14 protein-coding genes are annotated in these 14,180 nt (G+C 44.8%); 8 read left to right on the forward strand and 6 right to left on the reverse strand.

Annotation, left to right across the window (positions count from 1 at the left end; translation table 11 throughout):
• Positions 1–20: 20 nt before the first annotated feature.
• Both L3Q72_RS01065 and L3Q72_RS01070 read left to right on the forward strand, forming a co-directional pair.
• Positions 21–794 (forward strand): glycosyltransferase, encoded by a 774-nt coding sequence (locus L3Q72_RS01065; RefSeq protein ID WP_275130860.1) that lies wholly within the window; start codon positions 21–23, stop codon positions 792–794.
• Entirely contained in the window at positions 778–1,554 is a 777-nt protein-coding gene (locus L3Q72_RS01070) for a glycosyltransferase family 2 protein (protein WP_275130861.1), read from the forward strand. Before L3Q72_RS01065 ends, L3Q72_RS01070 begins: the two co-directional genes overlap by 17 nt.
• Here the strand turns inward: L3Q72_RS01070 and L3Q72_RS01075 are convergent.
• Positions 1,532–2,758, reverse strand: coding sequence for a sugar transferase (locus tag L3Q72_RS01075; RefSeq protein ID WP_275130862.1), 1,227 nt, complete (start codon positions 2,756–2,758; stop codon positions 1,532–1,534). The genes L3Q72_RS01070 and L3Q72_RS01075 overlap by 23 nt on opposite strands.
• 141 nt (positions 2,759–2,899) lie before the next feature.
• Between L3Q72_RS01075 and L3Q72_RS01080 the strand changes: the two genes are divergently transcribed.
• Positions 2,900–3,538, forward strand: a complete 639-nt coding sequence (locus L3Q72_RS01080; RefSeq protein WP_275130863.1) for a TetR/AcrR family transcriptional regulator — start codon at positions 2,900–2,902, stop codon at positions 3,536–3,538.
• Positions 3,539–3,580: 42 nt separating this feature from the next.
• Here the strand turns inward: L3Q72_RS01080 and L3Q72_RS01085 are convergent, their stop codons facing one another.
• The 3 genes from L3Q72_RS01085 to metJ form a co-directional block, all read right to left on the reverse strand.
• The gene (locus L3Q72_RS01085) at positions 3,581–3,880 is read right to left on the reverse strand and encodes a nucleotidyltransferase domain-containing protein (RefSeq protein ID WP_275130864.1); all 300 of its coding nucleotides are present in this window, start codon (positions 3,878–3,880) and stop codon (positions 3,581–3,583) included.
• Positions 3,873–4,286 carry an HI0074 family nucleotidyltransferase substrate-binding subunit gene (locus L3Q72_RS01090; RefSeq protein ID WP_275130865.1) on the reverse strand — a complete coding sequence of 138 codons (414 nt, stop codon included), beginning with the start codon at positions 4,284–4,286 and terminating at the stop codon, positions 3,873–3,875. Before L3Q72_RS01090 ends, L3Q72_RS01085 begins: the two co-directional genes overlap by 8 nt.
• 273 nt (positions 4,287–4,559) lie before the next feature.
• On the reverse strand, positions 4,560–4,880 hold the full coding sequence (metJ, locus tag L3Q72_RS01095; RefSeq protein ID WP_275130866.1) for a met regulon transcriptional regulator MetJ: 321 nt from the start codon (positions 4,878–4,880) through the stop codon (positions 4,560–4,562).
• A gap of 291 nt (positions 4,881–5,171) precedes the next feature.
• On the opposite strand from metJ, the gene L3Q72_RS01100 reads away from it, so the two are divergent.
• From L3Q72_RS01100 to metF, 5 genes are all read left to right on the forward strand, one after another.
• A complete protein-coding gene (locus tag L3Q72_RS01100) occupies positions 5,172–6,338 on the forward strand; it encodes an O-succinylhomoserine (thiol)-lyase (RefSeq protein ID WP_275130867.1) in 1,167 nt (388 codons plus the stop codon).
• A complete protein-coding gene (locus L3Q72_RS01105) occupies positions 6,339–8,744 on the forward strand; it encodes a bifunctional aspartate kinase/homoserine dehydrogenase II (RefSeq protein WP_275130868.1) in 2,406 nt (801 codons plus the stop codon).
• Positions 8,745–8,897: 153 nt separating this feature from the next.
• Positions 8,898–9,140, forward strand: coding sequence for a type II toxin-antitoxin system ParD family antitoxin (locus L3Q72_RS01110; protein WP_275130869.1), 243 nt, complete (start codon positions 8,898–8,900; stop codon positions 9,138–9,140).
• Positions 9,133–9,417, forward strand: a complete 285-nt coding sequence (locus L3Q72_RS01115; RefSeq protein WP_275130870.1) for a type II toxin-antitoxin system RelE/ParE family toxin — start codon at positions 9,133–9,135, stop codon at positions 9,415–9,417. The genes L3Q72_RS01110 and L3Q72_RS01115 overlap by 8 nt, the downstream gene beginning before the upstream one ends.
• A 175-nt stretch (positions 9,418–9,592) precedes the next feature.
• A complete protein-coding gene (metF, locus tag L3Q72_RS01120; RefSeq protein ID WP_275130871.1) occupies positions 9,593–10,480 on the forward strand; it encodes a methylenetetrahydrofolate reductase in 888 nt (295 codons plus the stop codon).
• 54 nt (positions 10,481–10,534) lie between these two features.
• Here metF and L3Q72_RS01125 read toward each other — a convergent pair whose 3' ends face one another.
• The gene (locus L3Q72_RS01125; RefSeq protein ID WP_275130872.1) at positions 10,535–11,074 is read right to left on the reverse strand and encodes a PadR family transcriptional regulator; all 540 of its coding nucleotides are present in this window, start codon (positions 11,072–11,074) and stop codon (positions 10,535–10,537) included.
• 442 nt (positions 11,075–11,516) lie between these two features.
• Complete coding sequence (gene ppc, locus L3Q72_RS01130; protein ID WP_275130873.1) at positions 11,517–14,150, reverse strand: phosphoenolpyruvate carboxylase; 2,634 nt, start codon at positions 14,148–14,150, stop codon at positions 11,517–11,519.
• Between the last annotated feature and the right edge of the window lie 30 nt (positions 14,151–14,180).

The raw sequence follows: 14,180 nt of genomic DNA on the forward strand, positions 1-14,180 counted from the left end.
ATTTTTAGAGGTCGTAGGTTATGTCAACTTTGGAAGTTTTAGTATCTACAATAAATGATCGAATTTATGATTTGGAAATTAATGATGATTATTGTTATTTGATCATGCATCAAATATCAAATAATAAACAATATGACGATGTTATTTTCTGTCAGAATAATGTGCGATATTTTCAGGTAAAAGGAAAAGGTATCAGTCGTAGTCGTAACCTTGCACTTGAAAAAAGTAGAGGAGATATTGTTTGGATAATGGATGATGATGCATCACTACACCTTGGTGCAAAAAGAGTTATAGTGGATCTATTTGAAAAATATGATCCAGATATGTTGGTTCTGAAAGAAAATTGTAGAAGAAAATTAAACTCAAGAAAAATAATTAAGCATAATTTATTTACCGCAATATCGATAATATCAATTAATATGTGTATATCGAGAAAGGTCATTAGCGAAGGCTTTCGTTTTGATGAAAATTTTGGTCTAGGAACTAAGAGACCATCGGGTGAAGAGTATATATTTTCAACCGATCTACTTAAGTCGGGTAAGGTAATATTGCAAACTGATTACTGTGGAGTTACGCATCCGGATGTATCATCTGGTTACTATTTCTATGAAACAGATGAAGGTATATTAACCAAGTTCTGTATGTTTGATAGGGTTTTTGGATGGTTTGGTTTTGTAGTTTCTTTGCTATTTCTGATGAAGAAGTTCAGATTTTTGTTTAAAAATAGGAGGTTACTTCATTCTCTGGCGTTATACTTAAGACATTATGTGCTTTGTGATGAAAGAAAAAATTGATATAAGTATCATTACCCCTTGTTTTAACCCTGATAATGGAGCTATGAAAGGTGCTCTATCCTCTGTATTTATCGAAGGTCCGCTTACTTACGAGCATCTGGTTATTGATGATGGCTCGAGTGAGGCTGACTGGTCGCTGGTAAGCAACCTGATATCTCCGCTACCAAATGTTTCAGTCTGTCGCCTTAATGAAAATAGTGGTCCAGCGGTTGCACGTAATAAGGGCATAGAACTAGCAAAAGGTCGCTATATAGCCTTCTTAGACGCAGACGATATCTGGCATCCTGATAAACTAAAAAAACAAATCACATTTATGCAGGAGGCAGGCACAACTCTCTGTTATACCGCTTATGAAATTATCGACCAACAAGGCAATATCATTGGCTGTCGTTCTGTTCCTAAGACGCTTACTTATAAAGACTTACTGAAGTGCAATCAAATCGGTTGCTCAACTGCGATATATGATACTAAATTGATAGGTAAACAGTATTTTGAAAATCTGAGACGACATGAAGATCTAACTCTTTGGCTAAAAATAGCCAAAACAGGCGCAAAAATAGCAGGCCTCCAAGAGCCTCTGGTTCAATACCGTGTCGGTGCCAGTTCAGTCTCTTCAAACAAGTGGAAAGTGTTAAAGTACCAGTGGAAAATTTATCGCGAGTGCGAAAAGCTTGGTTTCTTCACTTCAGTTTACTACTTTATTCACTACGCAATTAATGGCCTGAAGAATCATTATTTTACTTCGCCCCCAACCCGGTAAGCATAATCCCTATCGTCTTAACTGCAATCTTCATATCTAACACAAACGATAAATTCTTAATATAATACAAGTCATACCCTAATTTGTGCCGGGTCATATCAGTAGTATCCGTATACCCCTGCTCAACCTGTGCCCATCCAGAAATGCCCGGTCTTACAACATGCCGAAAATTGTAAAAAGGAATCTTCTTTTCGTATTCCTGTACCAGCTCCGGCCGCTCCGGTCGTGGACCGATTAAGGACATATCTCCTATAAGAACATTCCACAATTGAGGAAGCTCGTCCAGGCGGCTTTTTCTCAGTAAGTTTCCCAGTTTATTTATTCTGTGCTCTTCTTCTGTAGCAAAAAGCCTGCTGTCTCCTCCATATGCTTCTTCCATTGTCCGGAATTTATAGATAGTGAAGCGTTTGTTTTTGTAGCCGATTCTTTCCTGAGAGAAGAGTATTTTTCCTTTGCTGCTTGTCCGTATCAGTGCCGCAATAATGGTGCAAACCACCACAACAGCAGGGAGGATTGTAATGATAAATAAGCGCTCAATGACGGATTTACTGATCATATAAGTTTGAGAGGGTAGCAACGTGCCTATGCTGTTTTCACTTAAATGCGTGGTGGGGACTTTTCTTTCCAGTCTTTCTTTAATGGTTTCGGAGTGGATTACCGGTACATTGCTGATGGAACAGTCTGCCAGAAATTTTTCCTGCTCGTTGCTCATAGGCTTGTGCAGGTTTACCACTAAGCCATCTTCGACATCAGAGATCGAATATGGATGCTCCACAGGTTTTAGCTGCAAAAATGAGTATTTCTGTAGGTCTTTAAGGTTAAAGTTTGTAATTACGCTGAGTGACACTTTTTGATATCTGGCCTGAAAGTAGAAAAATCCCAGTAACCATATAAAAGTGATACTTGCACCAAGTGCTAAAACAGAACGTGAGTACTCTATCCGGAACATAGCAATAGTGGCGATAGCGACACAATAACAGCTTAAAAGTATGGGCAGGATTTCCTGTTTCCGGTCAGAGATTACTTTGGGTAACGGCTTTGGAAGCAGGGTTATGGTGCACCAGTAGCACCCTATGACCACTGGCAGGCTGTTTCTTACGGTGTCGGGAAAGTCCGGAAAGTGAGTTAAAGACAAAAGCAGTATTCCCCCGGTAATACCCAGAGAGGCAATAAGATGAGTCATTCCTGATCTGTTTAGTCTCACGTTCTGCGCCTTTAATTATTAAATTTGCAAATGTTACTTCCGTTTTCGAATAAAACGTCTATATGTCTAAATATGCGGTAAAACTTTCAGCTTCATTATTTTCTTCATATACTTAGGTTAAGCAACGAATCGGGAAATGTCATGAAAACACGCGAAAGAATTGTGCATGCAGCACTGGAACTGTTTAACGAGCATGGTGAGCGTAATATCACAACCAACCATATTGCCGCTCATATTGATATCAGCCCGGGCAACCTGTATTACCACTTTAGAAACAAACAAGAGATCTTAAGAGAGATTTTCGCCATTTATTCAAATGAGCTGCTGGAGCGTTTTACTCCGGTAGAGGCTCAGGAAGAGAGTCTTGTGATGTTAAAACGTTACTTAGACTCCATCTTTACTTTGATGTGGAAGTTCCGCTTCTTCTATGCAAACTTGCCGGAAATTCTTCACAGAGATCCGATATTGCATGAGCGTTATCTGGAAGTGCAGACAAAGATGCAGGAAAACATCGCTGCAATTTTTGCCCTCTTTATTGAAAGAAAGCTGCTGGAACTGACCAAAGAAGAAGCGCGCTTGCTGGTGACATCAACGCACCTTGTGGCAACTAACTGGCTGAGCTACCGGGCGGCTATGTCGAAAGATACCAAAATCACTGAGCAGGTTATTCACCAAGGGGTTCTGCAGCTTATCTCTATTGTTAAGCCGTATACTACGCCGCTTGGAACTGAGCAGGTGAAATTGATAGAGGAAGGTATCAAGGCGATGCATGCTTCTTAACAAATAGTAAAGGCACCGGGAGGTGCCTTTACTTTACTCTGTTTACATTAGTCTTTTCCCAAACTTCTCGATATGTTCAATTAACGCCTGATTATTAATTTTGTGTTTAACCAGCATATCAACTTTGTAGGGAATCGTAGTTTGCTCTATCTGACTTAGGATAGAAGCGACGTCGCTAGTTGTAATTTTCTCGCCAACTAAAACAATATCAATATCAGAGTTTGGTCTATAAGTCCCCAGAGCCCTTGAACCGAATAGCCACGCTTCTTTCACACTTGAGTATGCTGTGATAATGCTGAGAATAGTCTGCTGATGTTTCAGGCTAATTCCGTTATCAGTCATCCTGAGATTTCTCTGTTAAATAGGCAACAATTTCTGAAATTGCTGGCTCAAATGTTTCTACAATTAAAGCCTGCGCTTCAAGCGCATTTTCTTCATCGTAGGTGTGGGTTAGAAGGTTGCGCTTGTTAAGTGCTTCCAGAAGCGTTTCACACTGCTCTGGTGAGATATGTGCAGCTTCCATAGCTGTGCGAATTGTGCCTCTTGGTGAAGCTGCATCGTATCCTTCATATTCAACCAGATCTTTAAGTGTTTTCCAGGTCAGCTCAAACGAAAATTCAAATGTCTGAATTAAGCCTGCAAGTTCCAGTTCACTGTAGGATTCTTGCGAGCAGGCTTTAACCAGTCTTTTGTGAGCTTTTTGCAGATTTTCAAAGCGCTGTTTCCAGCGTAGTGGATTAGTGGTCATAGAGTGAACCTCTGATTCTGTAGTTATGGCTCTTTTTTTGTTACCTTGCTCCTGAGCTTATTCTTCGTCATTCCGGAAGTTGCGAAACTTCTATCCGGAATCTACCGTCTGCGCGTTGTAGAGTACCGTGATATCTTAACTCTACAACACTCTGAAAGTAGATCTCGGATATTGCTTTGCAATTCCGAGATGACGACATATTTTCCATTTGTAATGCCTGGTAACTACTTGGCACAAATAGGCCTTTTGTGAACTGGCTCTGGCTGGTTTCACTTACTCTTCATCAAAAGCTTCAATCTCAATGCCCATCTCTTCCAGCATTTTCTTCGCTTCTGCCGGGATATCATCCGGACGGTCTTTTCTCAGGTCTTCATCAATTGGCAGAGGCTGGCCTGTGTATGCGTGTAAGAATGCTTCACACAGAAGTTCACTGTTTGTTGCATGGCGAAGGTTATTTATCTGTCTGCGGGTACGTTCATCGGTAAGTATCTTAAGTACCTTTAAAGGGATTGAAACCGTTACCTTTTTAACCTGTTCACTCTTTTTCCCATGTTCCGCATAAGGACTAATGTAGTCACCGTTCCAGTCAGCCATTGCACACCTTTGTTATCAGAAAACTTTGAATAATAAATCTAACTGTTAATTTTAGCGGGATTTACTGCCATAAGCAAAGGCGTTTAGATGGCTAGATGGGTTGACGGCTAAAGTTGTAGGGGGTAAATTGGGCTATGGGCTATGGGCTATGGGCTATGGGCTATGGGCTATGGGCTATGGGCTATGGGCTATGGGCTATGGGCTATGGATTTCTACCTGTAACCCCTAAACAAGTATATATTTACATAACAACTATAAATAATCAGCAAGCTCAAAAGGAAATAACTAGTTATGTCTCAAAGGAAGTCTTCAACTATTGCTGTCAGGACGGGGATTGAATCTGATACTCAGTTCAATGCCGTTGTGCCACCGATTTATCTTTCAACAAACTACAGTTTTCCTGAGTTTGGTGAAGTGCCTCAATATGATTACACCCGCTCGGGGAACCCGAACAGGGGGATGCTGGAGCAGGCTCTGTCTGAGCTAGAGTCCGGAAAAGGCGCGGTAGTCACAAACTGCGGGACATCTGCGCTTAACCTGATGGTTTCTGCTTTTTTAGGGCCGGATGATCTGCTTATTGCGCCGAATGACTGCTACGGTGGTTCGTACCGGTTGTTTAATACCCGTGCTCAGAAAGGTGACTTTAAAGTTCAGTTTATCGATCAGACAGATGAAAGTGCGCTGGAGGCAGTTCTGGCTCAAAAGCCAAAACTGATCCTTCTGGAGACGCCGTCTAACCCGTTGGTACGTGTGGTGGATATTGCGGCGGTTTGCGAGAAAGCGAAAAAAATCGGTGCTTTGGTTGCCGTGGATAACACCTTTTTGACACCCATATACCAAAAGCCTCTGGAACTGGGCGCGGACCTGGTTATTCATTCAACCACCAAGTATATCAACGGTCATTCCGATGTGATTGGCGGGGTTATTGTTACTGCAACAGAAGAGCATGCAGAAGAGCTTGGCTGGTGGGGGAACTGTATTGGTGCTACCGGGACGCCATTTGACAGCTATATGACGTTGCGAGGTTTGCGTACACTTGGAGCCAGAATGCGGATTCATGAAGAGAGTTCACTGGCTATCCTGGAGGCTTTGAAAAAACAGCCTTTGGTGGGAAGTATTTATCATCCTAGCCTTGAAGAGCATCCGGGGCATGAAATTGCTAAAAAGCAGCAGTCGGGATTTGGTTCAATGTTAAGTTTCGAGTTTGCTGGTAGTTTTGAGCAGTTGAAAGCTTTTGTTAATGAGCTGAAGCTGTTTTCACTTGCTGAGTCTCTTGGCGGAGTGGAGAGCCTGATTTGTCATCCGGCCTCCATGACTCACAGAGCAATGGGTGAAGAGGCGCTTGCAAAAGCCGGAGTATCACAAAACCTTCTCAGACTTTCAGTGGGTCTGGAAGATAAACAAGATTTAATTTCAGATTTAGAATATGCCTTTAATGCGGTTGCGGAGGGAGTATAAATGACCGTTTCTCGTCAGTTACATAAGTTTGGTGGCAGTAGCCTTGCTGATCCTGAGTGCTATAAACGCGTAGCGAATATTCTTAAAGAGTACTCAGACAAAGAAGATTTAATTGTTGTTTCAGCAGCCGGTGATACCACCAACAGGCTGATTGAGTGGTGCGATACGCTGGATAAAGACGGACGCATCGCTCATGAACTGCTTATGTCGCTGCGGGAATATCAAAGCGGCCTTATCACCGCTTTACTGGATGAGCCGGATGATCTGCTTAGCCAGTTTCACTCGGAAATTACCGCACTTGGCGAGTTAAACGCGCCTTTAACTATTGCTCAGAAGTCCGCAGTTCAGGGGCATGGGGAAAGCTGGTCGGCAAGGTTGCTTTCTGCGCTGCTCAACCAGAAGGAACTGCCTGCGGTAGCTGTTGATGCAAGAAACTTCCTGCGGGCAGAAAGAGCCACTCAGCCAGAGGTGGACGGTGCGCGTTCATGGCCACTACTTAAAGAACTTCTGGTGCAGCATTCAAATCACAGGTTAGTGATTACTGGTTTTATGGCCCAGAATCAGGCGGAAGAGACGGTACTGCTGGGCCGTAATGGGTCGGACTACTCCGCAACCGTTATTGGCGCTCTTGCGGAAGCCTCGCAAGTAACTATCTGGAGCGATGTAGCTGGTGTATACAGCGCCGACCCGAGAAAGGTTAACGATGCTTGTCTGCTTCCGTTGCTGCGCCTTGATGAAGCCAGTGAACTGGCTCGCCTTGCTGCTCCTGTGCTTCACAGCAGAACTCTGCAGCCGGTTGCCCAGAGTGCGATGAACCTGGAGCTAAGGTGCAGCTATCAGCCTGAAGCTGGTTCTACCCGTATTGAGCGTGTACTGGCTTCTGGCCGGGGGGCTAAAATTATCTCATCACTTGATGAAGTTCTGCTTATCGAGCTTAATTTTGCTGATGGCCATGACTTTGAGCGCGTTCAGGAAGAGGTGATGGGCAGGCTGCAAAGAGCGCAGTTGCAGCCTCTTGCTTATGATATTCAGGCCGATCAGGGTGAGCTTTTGCTGGCTTATACAGCTGAAGTTGCGGCAGGTGCTCTGGAGTACCTTCAGGATGCCGCTATTGAAGCGGATATTCACCTTAGAGAAGGTTATTCAATGATTGCTGCGGTTGGCGCGGGAGTGACCAACAATGCAATTCATAGCCACGGCATTTATCAGCAGTTAAAAAACGCGCCTGTTAAGTTTATCAGCGAAGCGGAAACCGGGCTTAGTCTTGTTGCTGTTCTGCGCAAAACCGACACTCAGCTTCTGGTGAATGCGATTCACAAGCAGCTGTTTCAGGCGCAAAAGCGTATTGGTCTTGTCTTGTGTGGCAAAGGAAATATCGGCTCCAGCTGGCTTGAGCTGTTTGCTAAGCAGAAGACTGAGCTTGAAAAGCGTCGCGGCATGAACTTTGAGCTGATTGGTGTGGTTGATAGCCACACTTACTGGATGGACTTTGACGGTATTGATGTTGAGTCTGTCTCTGCGCGTTTTGATGATGAAGCGATTGAGAACGACGGTAAAGAGTGGCTGGACAGGCTGACTCATCATCAGGGCTACGATGAAGTTATCGTGCTGGATGTGACTGCCAGCGAAAGTCTGTCGCTTCAGTATCCTGAAATTGCCGGGAAAGGTTTGCATCTGATCTCTGCAAATAAAGTGGCAGGCTCCGCTTCCGGTCACTTCTATCATCAGGTGCAGAATGCTTTTGCGAAAACAGGCCGTCACTGGCTTTACAATGCAACTGTAGGTGCTGGCCTGCCTGTGAACCATACGGTGCAGGACCTGCGCGAAAGCGGTGATGAGATTGTTGCGTTGTCAGGTATTTTCTCTGGTACTTTATCCTGGCTGTTCCAGCAGTTTGATGGTTCTCTGCCGTTTATGGATTTAGTCGACCTTGCCTGGCAGCAGGGCTTAACCGAGCCTGACCCTCGTTCTGATTTAGATGGTTCTGATGTGATGCGTAAGCTGGTGATCCTGGCGCGTGAATCCGGACTGGAGCTGGAGCCGGAAAATGTCAAAGTGGAGTCGCTGGTACCGGGTGAGCTGAAATCTCTTTCTCTGGATGAGTTTTTCGAGCAGGGTAGCCGCTTGAGTGAAGATCTGGCGGAAAGACTGGAAAAAGCACAGCGAGAAGGCAAGGTGCTGCGTTATGTTGCCAGAATGACAAAAGATGGTTCAGCTTACGTAGGTATCGAAGACCTGCCGGCAGAACACGCTCTGGCGAATCTTCTGCCTTGTGACAATATCTTTGCTATTGAAAGTGTCTGGTATAAGGATAATCCGCTGGTTATCCGTGGGCCAGGTGCCGGTAAAGAAGTGACTGCCGGGGCGATTCAGTCGGATATTAATAGGCTTTCAAGTTTGCTTTAAATAATGAATCTTTGTTAAGGGCGTCGAAAGGCGCCCTTTTTACTATGTTGAATATTTGTTTTTAGAGAATAATAGCGGCTTGAATTGTGGATAGGTTGGCAAAGCTATCATGTGCTAAACTTGATGTGCTGATTATTCACACAGGATTTTTTCATGGCGAGAACAACAAGCGTGACAATTGGTGAACCTTTAGAAAAGTTTGTAAATCGTATGCTTGAGTCAGGGCGTTATGGCTCTGCCAGTGAAGTGATGCGGAGTGCACTTCGGTTGCTTGAACAACAAGAAAATCAACTTGAGCATCTAAGAAATGCAATAGATGAAGGGGAGCTAAGCGGAGAAAGTACTTTATCTGTTAAAGAGATTGTCGCAAAGAAAAAGGCTTCAATGCATGTATAAACTCTCTCTGCGCGCGGTCAAAGATATTGAAAGTATTTATGAGTATACCCTTCTCAACTTTGGCGAATGCAGAGCAGACAAATACACAAATGATTTGGAATCATGCCTTGAAATTCTTGCCGAGTCTCCTTTTATTGGTCGTGAATCGAATGAAATAAGAAAAGGTATCCGCAGACATGACTTCCAGAAGCACTCGATTTTCTATAGAGTCAGGGAGTTAGATGTATTTATAATCCGAATCCTTCACCAGCAAATGTACCCCGCCCTCCACTTCTGAATCTCTTTCAACAACCACATGAAAATAATTCATGTTCACGCGGTTGACATCAATTCCAATTCATTACATTCTACAGACATATAGACGTCCAAACGTCAAACGCAAATATAAGCAAACACAACCAAGACAGACAGCATATAATTACTAAGGTGACAGCCACCTCAGGGAGAATGGAATGGGTTATACACATGCAAGCCACTTAGATGCGCTTAATCAGAATATTGCCGAGTTGGGTGATATTAATGTTTCTTTTGAATTCTTTCCGCCAAGCAGCGAGAAGATGGAAGAGACGCTGTGGAATTCTGTTCACCGTCTGAAGAAGCTTCAGCCGAAGTTTGTTTCTGTTACCTATGGTGCAAACTCTGGTGAGCGTGACAGAACTCATTCTATTATCAAAGAGATCAAAGATCAGACAGGTCTGGTAGCCGCTCCGCATTTAACCTGTATTGATGCCTGCCGTGATGAGCTGAAAGATATTGCCAACGACTACTGGGCAAACGGCATTAAAAATATCGTTGCGCTGCGTGGTGATATTCCACCGGGAGGTGGTGCGCCGGATATGTATGCGTCTGATCTGGTAGAGCTTTTAAAATCCCTGCATGACTTTGATATCTCTGTTGCTGCATTCCCTGAAGTTCACCCGGAAGCGAAAAGTGCGCAGGCGGATCTGCTTAACCTGAAGCGTAAGGTGGATGCCGGTGCCAACCGCGCTATTACTCAGTTCTTCTTTGATGTTGAGTCTTACCTGCGCTTCCGTGACCGTTGTGTAACGGCTGGAATTGATGTGGAAATTGTTCCGGGCATTCTTCCTGTTTCTAACTTTAAGCAGGCTTCGCGCTTTGCTGCAATGAATGATGTAAAAGTACCGGGCTGGATGGCGCAGCAGTTTGAAGGTCTGGATGATGATCCGGTTACCCGTCAGCTGGTTGGTGCAAGCCAGGCCATTGATATGGTAAGAATTTTAAGTCGTGAAGGGGTGAAGGACTTCCATTTCTACACACTTAACCGAGCAGAAATGACTTACGCTCTGTGCCATACGCTGGGTGTAAGACCAAAAGCATAATATTGTGCAGAAAAGAAAAAAGGTTGAGTGGGGGCACTCAACCTTTTGTTATTTTTAGCTTAGCGCATCCAGTTCGCTAACTACTTCTTCAGCCCAGCTTATCCAGGCTTCCCGTATCTTCAGGTTACGGCGAAGTGTTAAACGCTCCAGTCTGGCGTGCATATCAAGAGATTCCGGTGATGCATAATGCTTCGCTTCTATCTCTTTATAGTGCTCAATTAACTTTTTGGCTTCTTCAATTAAGTTCTGAACCTGTTTCTTAAAAGGGGCAGAGTCTTCAATGGTACAAGCCATCAGTTTAGCTGATAATTCATCTCTGATAGTTGGCTGAACGGTCGGTTGCTCAAACCACTCGCCTAAAGCTTTTCTACCGTTGTCCGTAATAGAGTAAACCTTTCGATCCGGCTTTCCTTCCTGCGGCTGAAGCTCACAGGTCACCAGGTGATTTTGTGCCATCTTGTTAAGTTCACGATAAACTTGCTGGTGGCTGGCTTTCCAAAAATACCCAATGCTATACGAAAATTCTTTCGTAATATCGTATCCGGTCGCGTCGCGAGTGCTCAAAACGGTTAGGATTACGTGTGGTAATGACATGTCTTAAATCCAATAAAAAATAAACTTCAAAATTCCTTGTTTGAACTGTATCTGTGCTTCTGACGTCACGGAATATAATGCGTCCAAACCTACCAACCCTCGATCTCAGATTGGTATACTGCGCTCCATCTATTGTCGAAATATCACCTAGTATGATTATTATCACTTCAGTAAAGGTAAACACAGCTTCTATATGCATAGAAGTTCACTAATTACTGCTGCTTTTAATAAAAAGTAATTTGTTATTAGCTACGTATTTTATAAGTCTAGACGATATTTACCTGTAGGAATGTAAGAATATCTTAATTATTAAGCATTAAGTAGGATGTGGGTGCAATTTGTCGCAAAAAGCTGACAACTATCTCAGTAATGATATACTTTCAAAATAAAAGGCTGAACATGTCAGCCTTTTTGTCTCTTTTATAGAATAAAAAACTGGATGTTATCCCGTATTTCGCATTCCGGCCGCGATTCCGGCAATAGTTACCATCAGGGCTTCTTCCAATTCCTGTGACGGCGCTTCCATTTGTCGGGTTCGGTACAGAAGTTCTGCCTGAAGAATATTCATCGGTAAAACATAAACATTGCGCAATTTTATCGATTCCAGACCCCAGGGATCGCTCTGCATCAGGTTCTCGTTGTTTTCCACTTCCAGTACGGCATGGATATCTGTCTGCAGTTGTCCACGCAGACGGTCACCCAGACGCCACAGTGATTTGTCCGTTAGTCTCTGATCGTAATAGCTGGAAATTTCAAGATTACACTTTGTGTAAACCATTTCAAGCATACCAAGGCGGGTAGAGAAGAACGGCCATTCACGACACATCTCTTCCAATAGCGCTTTATGGCCATGATCGATTGAGTACTGAATAGATTCACCGGCACCTAACCATGCAGGCAGCATCAGTCTGTTCTGGCTCCAGGAGAAGATCCACGGGATTGCACGCAGGCTTTCCACACCACCTTTCGGGTTACGCTTAGCCGGACGGGAGCCCAGAGGCAGTTTGCCCAGCTCCTGCTCCGGTGTTGCAGCGCGGAAGTACGGAACGAAATCCGGCTCGCCACGGACAACATCGCGGTATGCATCACAAGACACCTGAGAAAGAACCTCCATCAGGTCACGCCACTCTTGTTTTGGTTCCGGTGGCGGAAGCAGGTTTGCTTCAAGGATTGCGCTGGCGTACATATTAAAGCTGTTTACCGCAACATCAGGTAAGCCAAGCTTAAAGCGGATCATCTCGCCCTGCTCTGTAACGCGCAGACCGCCCTGCAGGCTCTTTGGTGGCTGAGAAAGTAGCGCAGCGTGTGCTGGTGCACCACCACGGCCAATGGTACCGCCACGGCCATGGAACAGAGTCAGCTCAATGTTAGCCTCTTCACAGACCTCAACCAGTGATTCCATCGCAGAGTACTGCGCCCAGCCGGCAGCCATAGCACCGGCATCTTTTGCTGAGTCAGAGTAGCCGATCATGACCATCTGGTGGCCCTGAATAAATCCACGGTACCAGTCGATAGAGATAAGCTGCTTGATTACCGCTTCAGAGTTGTTCAGGTCGTCCAGTGTTTCAAACAGAGGACAAACGTCCATACGGAACTGGCAGCCGGACTCCTGAAGCAACAGGTGTACTGCCAAAACGTCAGATGCGGTACGCGCCATTGAGATAACGTAAGCACCGAAGGCTTCGCGTGACTGGCTGGCAATGATCTTACAGGTGTCCAGAACTTCCTGTACCGGCTCAGAAGGCTGCCAGTCGCGTGGAAGCAGAGGACGTTTAGAGCTTAGCTCATTAACCAGGAAGGAAATCTTATCCTGTTCAGTCCACTGGTCGTAGTCGCCAATGCCCAGGTAGCGGGTCAGTTCAGAAAGCACATCTGAGTGACGAGTACTCTCCTGACGGATATCCAGACGTACCAGATGAACACCAAAGGCTTTAATACGGCGAAGTGTATCCAGCAGACAACCATCCGCGATAACGCCCATGCCACATTCGTGCAGAGATTCATAACAGGCGTGCAGCGGTTCCCATAGTTGTTCTGTAGATTCCAGAATTGGTTTATTCGGGACTTCCTTGCCGTTGATTTTGGCATCCAGAACTTCCAGCGTATCTGTCAGAAGAACTCTCAGCTCTTTCAGGATGGCACGGTAAGGTTCGTGAGCATCTCCTGCAAGTGAACGTACTTTATCGTTGCAGTTCACCATGGAAAGCTCAGTAACCAGCTCCTGAATATCAGCAAAGTATAGGTCTGCTGCTTTCCAGCGGGAAAGGTGCAGAACTTCATGGGTGATTTTGTGAGTCACAAACGGGTTACCGTCACGGTCCCCCCCCATCCATGATGAGAAATGAATTGGCTGTGCATCAATTGGCAGGCGCTCGCCCAGGTATCCAGATACCTTTTCGTCCAGTTCACGAAGAAAATCAGGTACTGCCTGCCACAGAGAGTTTTCTACAACTGCAAAGCCCCACTTGGCTTCATCCAGCGGTGTTGGTCTCTGCTGACGCATATCGTCAGAGTGCCATGACTGGGCAATAAGCTGTTCCAGGCGGCGCTCAGTCTTCTGACGCTCTTTTACCGACAGATCGCTCAGTTCAAGCTGAGAAAGACACTTATTAATCTTTACCAGCTTGTTAATCATGGTGCGACGTGCGATTTCTGTCGGGTGAGCGGTAAGAACCAGCTCAATGCTCAGGTTGCGGATGGCGTCTGCCGTATCCAGCTTGCTTACCTCTTTCTGCGTCAGTTTGGCAAAAAGGGTATTCATAGCATCCGGCTGACAAACGTGGGCATCACAGTGACGTGAAATCGTATGATACTGCTCAGCCATATTGGTCAGATTCAGAAACTGGTTAAACGCACGTGCTACCGGATTAAGCTGCTCGTCAGGTAATGTGGAAATTACTTTGATCAGCTCTTCACGTGCTTCGTTGTCATTATTTCTTTCCGCTGCCTTTGAAAGGGTGCGGATTAACTCAACTTTTTCTAAGATTGCGTCGCCGTGTGCATCTTTAATGGTGTTGCCCAGTAGATGCCCCAACATACGTACATTGCTTTTTAAAGCAGAGTATTTTTCAATCATTCTCGTCCTGCCTGTAATAAAATTACACTT

Origin of the sequence: Vibrio sp. JC009 (assembly GCF_029016485.1) — a bacterium.
Lineage (GTDB): Bacteria > Pseudomonadota > Gammaproteobacteria > Enterobacterales > Vibrionaceae > Vibrio.

Coding starts and splice junctions, on each gene's coding strand:
- L3Q72_RS01110 (WP_275130869.1), top strand. CDS start 8,898: ATGGCGAGAACAACAAGCGTGACAATTGGTGAACCTTTAGAAAAGTTT.
- L3Q72_RS01090 (WP_275130865.1), bottom strand. CDS start 4,286: ATGACCACTAATCCACTACGCTGGAAACAGCGCTTTGAAAATCTGCAA.
- L3Q72_RS01065 (WP_275130860.1), top strand. CDS start 21: ATGTCAACTTTGGAAGTTTTAGTATCTACAATAAATGATCGAATTTAT.
- L3Q72_RS01125 (WP_275130872.1), bottom strand. CDS start 11,074: ATGTCATTACCACACGTAATCCTAACCGTTTTGAGCACTCGCGACGCG.
- metF (WP_275130871.1), top strand. CDS start 9,593: ATGGGTTATACACATGCAAGCCACTTAGATGCGCTTAATCAGAATATT.
- L3Q72_RS01085 (WP_275130864.1), bottom strand. CDS start 3,880: ATGACTGATAACGGAATTAGCCTGAAACATCAGCAGACTATTCTCAGC.
- L3Q72_RS01100 (WP_275130867.1), top strand. CDS start 5,172: ATGTCTCAAAGGAAGTCTTCAACTATTGCTGTCAGGACGGGGATTGAA.
- metJ (WP_275130866.1), bottom strand. CDS start 4,880: ATGGCTGACTGGAACGGTGACTACATTAGTCCTTATGCGGAACATGGG.
- L3Q72_RS01080 (WP_275130863.1), top strand. CDS start 2,900: ATGAAAACACGCGAAAGAATTGTGCATGCAGCACTGGAACTGTTTAAC.
- L3Q72_RS01115 (WP_275130870.1), top strand. CDS start 9,133: ATGTATAAACTCTCTCTGCGCGCGGTCAAAGATATTGAAAGTATTTAT.
- L3Q72_RS01070 (WP_275130861.1), top strand. CDS start 778: ATGAAAGAAAAAATTGATATAAGTATCATTACCCCTTGTTTTAACCCT.
- ppc (WP_275130873.1), bottom strand. CDS start 14,150: ATGATTGAAAAATACTCTGCTTTAAAAAGCAATGTACGTATGTTGGGG.
- L3Q72_RS01105 (WP_275130868.1), top strand. CDS start 6,339: ATGACCGTTTCTCGTCAGTTACATAAGTTTGGTGGCAGTAGCCTTGCT.